This is a genomic window from Amycolatopsis sp. NPDC051106 (assembly GCF_040682775.1).
Lineage (GTDB): Bacteria > Actinomycetota > Actinomycetes > Mycobacteriales > Pseudonocardiaceae > Amycolatopsis.
Genome location: NZ_JBFBBQ010000183.1, coordinates 1 through 6,971 on the forward strand (window position 1 = coordinate 1; position 6,971 = coordinate 6,971).

Genomic DNA, 6,971 nt, shown 5'->3' on the forward strand with positions numbered 1-6,971 from the left:
AACCCGGGCGGCCAGTGAGTCGCAGTGTATGACTCATTCCTGGCGCCGGACGCCAGGAATGAGTCATTCACTGCATCGGAAGCGGCCCCGCGCGAGTCGGGGACCGGCTCGCCGCCGGACTAGTGCGGCGTGTTGCGCGCGTACTCCGTCAACTCGCCCCGGTTCTGCAGGTTCGACTTCGCCATCAAACTCGCCACGTGCTTCTCCACCGTGCGTGGCGAAATGTGCAGGCGGCGGGCGATTTCCTTGTTGCCCATGTTGTCCGCCAGCAACTGCAGCACCTCGTACTCGCGCACCGTCACCCCCGCCGACCGCAGGCTCGCCGGGAGGCGGTCGGAGCCCGTGCGGCGCTGGCCGACCGGGGCGCCGATCTTGCGGAGGAGGCCGCGGCACGCGCTCGCCACCGCCGTCACCTCCGCCTGGTGGAAGTACTCCTCGGCCTCCTTCAGCCACGTCACCGGGTCGCCCCAGCCGTCGGCCGAGGCGGACTCCGCCACCATGCGCAGGCCCAGGTGCCTGCTCACCGGGAACGGGGCCGCCGCCTCGATCGCCGCCGCCACCGCCGCGTCGGCCTGGTCCGGTGCACCCGCGCGGCCGTGGCGGACCGCCTCGCCCAGCAGCACGAACTGGCGGTTCCAGCGCATCCCGCTCACCGCCGTCGGGGGGCGGGCCACCTCCGGCTCCGTCCCGTCGAGCGCCTCGACCAGCAGCCGCAGGCCGTGCTGGCCGGCCAGGTGGAAGCGGCTCGGCTGCCGCTCCTCCAGGGCCAGCACCTGGTCCAGCTCGCGGCGGGCGCGTTCGGCGTCCTCTTCGAGCAGGGAACAGAACACCTGGGCCAGCCCGACGCTCAGCACGAGCTCCTGCGCTCCGGCGCCGCCCTCGGCGCGGAACTCCTCGAGCGCGCGTTCCATCCGCGGCCGGTCCGCCTGGTGGGCGGCCACCATCGCGCGCGTCATGTGCGTGTACTGCAGCAGCGCGACCAGGCCGAGGCGGCCGAGCACCGCGAGGTTCTCGTCGAGGATCGTTTCGGCCTGCGCGAACTCGCCGCGCATCGCCGCGTGCACCGCGCGGCTCGCGTCGACCGCGCAGGTCAGCGTGATCGCACCGGTGCGCTGGGCCTCCGCGCGGGCCAGGTCGAACGTGCGGACGTCACCCTCGGCCAGCATCCGGTGCCCGCCCAGGCGCACGAGCACCTGGGTGCGCAGGTGCGTCAGTTGGTGCTGTTCGGCCAGCCGCCGCGCCAGCTGCAGGTAACGCTCGGCTTCGGCCAGATCCGTCTCCAGCGCCACCATGCCGAGAACCTGCAGCGCCTGGCACGACACGAACGGCACGCCGGCGCGCTCGGCGACCTCCCACGCCTGCTCGGCCAGCTTCCGGGCCCGCTCGGTGTGGGACGGGCCGGGGATGTCCAGCCACAGCGTCGCTTCGACGGCGTCCAGGCCCGCCTTCTGCTCTTCGGTGATCTCGCCGCCGAGCGGGGCGCGGGCCTGCTCGATCTGGTTGAGGCACTCGTCGTGCCTCCCGCCGATGTAGGCCGCCCACGCCAGCTGGATGTGCAGGTCGACCGCCCGCTCCAGCCGGCCGATCTCGGCGAAGCGCGCGGAGAACTCGACGGCCCGGTCGAACTGCCCGGTCTGCCCGAGCGCGTGCAGCAGGGACTCCAGCGCGTCGGCGCGGTCGTCGGGGCTCGCCGTGGCCAGCAGCTCGACGGCGCGGGTCAGCATGGTCACCGCCGTGTCGGCCGCGCCGCCGTCGAGCGCGCGGCGGCCGGCTTCGGCGAACAGTCGGCCGGCGCCGGGGTGGTCCATCGCCGTCAGCCGCAGCGCCGCGGCCAGCGCGCACAGTTCGCCCGGCAGGCCGGGGTGGAGGAGTTCGACGGCATCGGCGGCCCGGCGCGCCAGGTTCGCCTTCGTCGACGGCACGAGCCGGGCCAGCAGGGCTTCGGCGGTCAGCGGGTGGCGGAAGGCGTACCAGCCGGGGGTGGTCTCGTCGGTGGTGACGAGGTGCGCGGCGACGCTCGCGCTGATGTGGTTGTGCAGCATGCGGTCGTCCATGTCGGTGACCGCCTGCACGACCGACAGCGGGAACCGCCGCCCCAGCACGGCGGCCACCGAAAGCAGCGTTTCGCCGTCGGGCCCGAGCGCGTCGACGCGGGTGGCGATGCTGCTGATCAGCGCCTCCGGCACGCGCGCCTGCAGCTCGCCGACGACCTGCCAGCCGCCCGCCCCGCCGACGAGCAGGCCGTCGCCGAGCATGCCGTGCAGCAGCTCCTCGACGACGAACGGGACGCCTTCGCTGTTCTGCCACAACAGGTTCGCCACTTCGGCGGGGACCGCGGCCGGTTCGGTCTCCAGGCAGGCGGCCGCGAACTCGCGGGTGCGCTCGGCGTCGAGCCGGGCCAGTTCGAAGGTGTGGCTGGACGAGCGCTGCGCCGCCGCGGTCGCCAGCCGCAGCGCCTCACCGGGTTCGCCGCGCAGGGTGCCGATCAGCATGACCCGGCTGGACGCCAGGTTGTCGACGAGGTACTCGACGATGAACAGCGTTTCGGCGTCGGCGTTGTGCAGGTCCTCCAGCACGATCAGGCAGCCGCCCTCGCGGCCCGCCACCGACAGCAGCCGGAACACCGCTTCGGCCAGGACCAGGAGGTTGCCGTTGTCGTGCGGGCGGTCGCCGCGGTACCAGTCGGGCACGAGCCGGGCGAGCACCGGCACGAGCGGGTCGAGCTCGGGCGCGGCGGGCGGGAGACCACCGCGGAAGTGCGACAGCAGAGCTTCGGCGAGCGGCCGGAACGGCACCATCGGGCCGATCGAGCTGGCCCGTCCGCGTAGCACCGGGAGCCCGGTCGCCAGTGCCCGCGAGGCGATGTCGGCGGCGAGCCGGGATTTCCCGATCCCGCCTTCGCCGACAAGGAAGAAGGCCCCACCGTGGTCGGTGCGGGCCTTCTCCAGAGCCTCCGACAGTGCGCCGAGCTCCCTGTCGCGTCCGATGAGACGCGTCGACCGGATGCCCATCGCGGTCACTATAACCGGATGGGCGCCCTCCGGACGTAGGTCGAATTACCGACGCCCGGGGCGTCTCACTATTCGGTGAAGCCGCCCGTGACGACCGTGATGTCCATCGTGGTCAGCGAGTTCTGGCTCACCCGCGCCGCCTTGCCGGACAGCGCGTGGTTGCGGGCGCCGGTGCGGGAGGTCCGGGGGAGGGTCAAGTCGCCGATCGGGTTGTCGGTGCCGGCGAAGTCGTGCTCGGTCATGCGGGTGGCTCCACTCTCGGTAGTGCTGGGGGCGGGAGGACTACTGGGGGAAAGCGATGCTGACGGTGAAGACCGGGGTGATGTCCAGGGTGTCGGCGCCGTTGTGGCTCAGCCGCGCGGTCCGGCCGGCGAGGGCGCGGTTGCGGGCGCCGGTCCGGGTCGGCGCCGGGAGGGTGGGGTCGCCGATGGGGTTGTCCGTGCCGATGAAGTCGTGCTCGCTCATGGCGTGTTCTCCGCTTTCTGTCGCGATCGGGGCCGGGGGACGGACGTCAGAGGGCGAAGGTGCCGTTGGTGACGACGGTGGGGCCGCCGAGCGTCTCGAGGGTCATCCCGGAGAGCCGGGGCCGGGTGCCGGCCAGCGCCTGGTTGCGGGCACCGCAGCGGGTCGCGCGGGGGAGCACCAGGGCACCGACGGTGGCTTCGACGGTCTCGGCGGTGGTTTCGGGCATCGGTCGTTCTCTCCTCGGGTGGGACGGGGGTGGGGACGGGTACGGATCAGCGGGTCGGGGGTTGCAGGAGCAGGGCGGACGGGACGCGGGGGCCGAAGCCGAGGCGCAGCAGGCCGTAGCCGATGCCGGCCAGGCCGGTCAGCAGGCCGGGGGACGGGACGCCGTCGGGGGTGCCGCAGCGCGCGCCGTCCTGTTCGACGGCGGTGAGCAGCTGCCCGGTGCGGGTGGCGACCGCGGCGGCGGCGCCGAGGTGGCCGGTCTCGGCGAGGAAGCCGAGCACGTCGGTGATGCCGGTTTCGCCGTGGCACAGGCTGAGGTCGCGCAGCGGGTCCTGCGCGGCCAGCCGCGCGACCTGCTCGTCGAGGCCGCCGAGCACCGCGGGCTGGCCGGCGTAGGCCAGCACCTGCCCGGCCAGGCCGGAGCACCACCCGTGCCCGGTGGCGGCCTTCGCGGGCGGCAGGGTCGCGGTCTCCCGCGGGTATCCGGCGAGGGCCCAGTCGACGCCGGCCGCGCCGTGCGCGAACCCGGGGTCGGCGAGGTCGGGATCGAGGGAACGGACGGCGAGCTCGGCGGCGTAGGCGTCGGCCAGCAGCGTGGCTTCGGCGAGCCCGGTCTGGGTGGCCACCGAGCGCAGCGCGACCAGGCCGCCGGCCAGCCCGGTGGTGTACCGCGGCGACGTCTCGGGTGTCGGCGGTGGCAGCACGGCGACCGTGCGGGCCGTCAGGTCGAGCAGGTCCGGCCGGTCGAGCAGCCGGGCGAGCCGGGCCGTGGCGTAGGCGACGCCGCCGAGTCCCAGCAGCCCGCCGGGCCCGGCCGCGGCGGCGAGGTCCGGATCGGCCTCCAGCGCCGACACCAGCCACGGCAGGCCGGAAAGCGCCTTCCCGGCCAGGTCGCGGTAGCGGTCGATGCCGGTCAGCTCGGCCAGCTGGGCGAGGAACAGCGCCACGCCGGTGTAGCCCTCGCCGAGCCCGGCACCCATCGGCAGCACGGTCCAGTACTTCTCGTCGACGAGCTCCAGCCCCACCCAGTTGACCCGGCCGGAAGCCGAGGACGCCCGGGCGATGATCGCGTCGGCGACGCCGCACGCGGCCGAAAGCAGGTGCGCGGGTTCGGGGCTCTTGCTCGGCAGGACGCGGTCGGTGACCCCGGTGCCCGCGTGCGTCTCGGCCGCCGGGCGGGTGGCCAGCGCCGCGGAGATCAGCCACTCCTGGTCACGGCGGTCGATCGTGGTCATCCCGGCGACCTTCGCGCGCACCGTCTCGAGCGGCGGTTCGGCGAGCAGCCCGGAAAGGCGGTTCCCGTCGGCGTCCCAGAGGTCCGCGGAGCCGGGCCGGCCGGTGAACATCGGGACGTCGCCCGCCCACAGGTCGGTGAGCTCGGCGGCGACGAGCCCGCGGCGGACGTCGTCGGTGCTGTCGTCGTGCAGCAGCCCGAACGCGTCGTCGCGCGCGTCGGCGTCGGCCAGCAGCGACGGGTGCGTGGTCTCGTCGAGCAGCCGCGTGTAGAAGCTGGTCGGGCGGACCAGGACGCGGATCCCCGCGCCGGCGCAGCGGTCCAGCAGGGCGGTGAACTCCGCCGCGCCGGCGGCGATGGCGTCGTAGCCGGCCCGGAAGCCGGCCAGCAGCGCGGCGCCGTGCTCGGCCGGTTCGACGTCGGCGCCGCCGAGGGCGGGCCGGTTGACGCCGGTGCCGACCCCGCCGGGCACCCGGGTCAGCCGCATCCGGTCGGTGCCGGCGTCGAGCCAGTCGACGCGAGTCAGCGCCGGGGCCGCCGCGCGGCCGCCGCCGAGGCCGGAGATGTCGACCGCGCCGTGCTCGCCGACGATCATCTGCGGCAGCAGCATGGTCCGGTGCACCGAGCGGGCGAGCAGCTCGGCGGCCGGGTCGACGTCGAGCTGCTCGGCCGGCAGCACCGGCTGGAAGAGCGTCTCGATGTCGATCAGCACGGGCTGGTCGCCGGCGGCGATGATGTTCTCGAAGTGCACGTCGGTGCCGTCGAGGGCGTGCAGCAGCGCGAGCAGCACCCCCTGGCGGCGGTAGAACCGGTCCACCTCGGTGAGATCGGCGCACGGCCGGTGCTCGACGAAGCGGAGCCAGCCGTAGCCGGGGCGCACCAGGACGTCGACCGTGCGCAGCTCGAGACCGGGCACGCGCGGGTTGAGCCAGTCCACCAGGCCGGTGAACGCCGCGTGCAGGTCGAGCGGGCGGGGCTTGTAGATGACGCGCGCGCCGCCGGCGAACCGCAGCTCGCGGACCGAGCGGCCGCGCTGGTGGGCGTCCCCGGTGCCACCGCTGATCTCGACCAGGACGCCGGCGTCGGCGCCGGTGAACGCGGTGAGGGCGGTGCGGTCGGCGGCGAAGCGGTCGAGCAGTTCGGTGACCGACTCGATCGCGTGCAGGGCCGCCTGCGCGGCGAGCCGGGCGAGCACGGGGTAGCGGTGCAGCAGGTCGGTGAGTCCGCCCGGAGTTCCGGTCTGCCGGACGAAGTCGGCGAAGCGCTCTTCGGCGGTTTCTCCCGCGAGGACCTCCGCGCGCCGGGCCCGGCCCAGCTCCAGCACCAGCGTGCGGGCGGCGAGCCCGGCGAGCTGGTGGCCCAGCCGTGCGGCGCAGCCGTCGGCGACCGCGGTGGCGTCGACGGCGGGCGAAGCCGCTGCGGCGCCGGCGATCGCGGCGCGGGCCGCGTCGGTGAAGGGACGGAACACGGAGGCGAAGGCGGCCCGCCAGTGCGCCGAAGCCGCACTTTCCCGGGAGAGTGCCGCTTCCTGGACCGCACTTTCCCGGGAAAGTGCGGCTTCCGCGAAGTCGACCCACGCGGGGCGGGCGCCGTCGGGGCGGCGCTCCTGCGTGGTCAGCGCCGCCGACCACCAGGTGGACGGGAGCGTCGTGGTCGCCGGGTTCGGCTGCGGGGGAATCACGGGATCGAGCATGCCAGCGGGTGACGTGGGTTACATGGGGGTGCTACGCCCGCATTCCCGCCCGGTATGGGGGCGTTCTGGGGGGTTCATGGGGGCGCCGGCGGCGAAACGCCTGGTCGTGGACTACGCGACTGCGCCGGACGGATGTGGCGGCTGGGCCGTTCGGCGGGCGGGCCCGACAGGGGTCGGCGAGCACATCCGCGTCGCCGATCCCCCGTGCGGGGCACCTCCGCCACCCCGGACTCCGCGGTCGCGGGCGCGGCCGCGGCCCCCCCCCCCCCGGCGCGCCCGGGGGGGCGCGGCGCCCCGCCCAAGGCAGTTCTAACCGCTGCTCTCCACTCAACAACTGTGTGAA

5 protein-coding genes are annotated in these 6,971 nt (G+C 74.6%); all 5 read right to left on the reverse strand.

Annotated elements, in window-relative coordinates; all coding sequences use genetic code 11:
* Positions 1–119: 119 nt before the first annotated feature.
* Positions 120–3,011 carry an AAA family ATPase gene (locus AB0M83_RS48140; protein WP_364529437.1) on the reverse strand — a complete coding sequence of 964 codons (2,892 nt, stop codon included), beginning with the start codon at positions 3,009–3,011 and terminating at the stop codon, positions 120–122.
* 68 nt (positions 3,012–3,079) lie between these two features.
* Positions 3,080–3,253, reverse strand: coding sequence for a hypothetical protein (locus tag AB0M83_RS48145; protein ID WP_360667758.1), 174 nt, complete (start codon positions 3,251–3,253; stop codon positions 3,080–3,082).
* Positions 3,254–3,293: 40 nt separating this feature from the next.
* A complete protein-coding gene (locus tag AB0M83_RS48150) occupies positions 3,294–3,476 on the reverse strand; it encodes a hypothetical protein (RefSeq protein WP_284740827.1) in 183 nt (60 codons plus the stop codon).
* A 46-nt stretch (positions 3,477–3,522) separates the two neighbouring features.
* The gene (locus AB0M83_RS48155; protein WP_284740826.1) at positions 3,523–3,702 is read right to left on the reverse strand and encodes a hypothetical protein; all 180 of its coding nucleotides are present in this window, start codon (positions 3,700–3,702) and stop codon (positions 3,523–3,525) included.
* A 46-nt stretch (positions 3,703–3,748) separates the two neighbouring features.
* Positions 3,749–6,616: a type 2 lanthipeptide synthetase LanM family protein gene (locus AB0M83_RS48160; RefSeq protein WP_364529441.1), complete on the reverse strand. Its 2,868-nt coding sequence runs from the start codon at positions 6,614–6,616 to the stop codon at positions 3,749–3,751.
* Positions 6,617–6,971: the final 355 nt, after the last annotated feature.

Excerpts from the sequence above, each read along its gene's own strand:
- AB0M83_RS48140 (WP_364529437.1), bottom strand. The coding sequence starts at position 3,011 with ATGGGCATCCGGTCGACGCGTCTCATCGGACGCGACAGGGAGCTCGGC.
- AB0M83_RS48145 (WP_360667758.1), bottom strand. The coding sequence starts at position 3,253 with ATGACCGAGCACGACTTCGCCGGCACCGACAACCCGATCGGCGACTTG.
- AB0M83_RS48150 (WP_284740827.1), bottom strand. The coding sequence starts at position 3,476 with ATGAGCGAGCACGACTTCATCGGCACGGACAACCCCATCGGCGACCCC.
- AB0M83_RS48155 (WP_284740826.1), bottom strand. The coding sequence starts at position 3,702 with ATGCCCGAAACCACCGCCGAGACCGTCGAAGCCACCGTCGGTGCCCTG.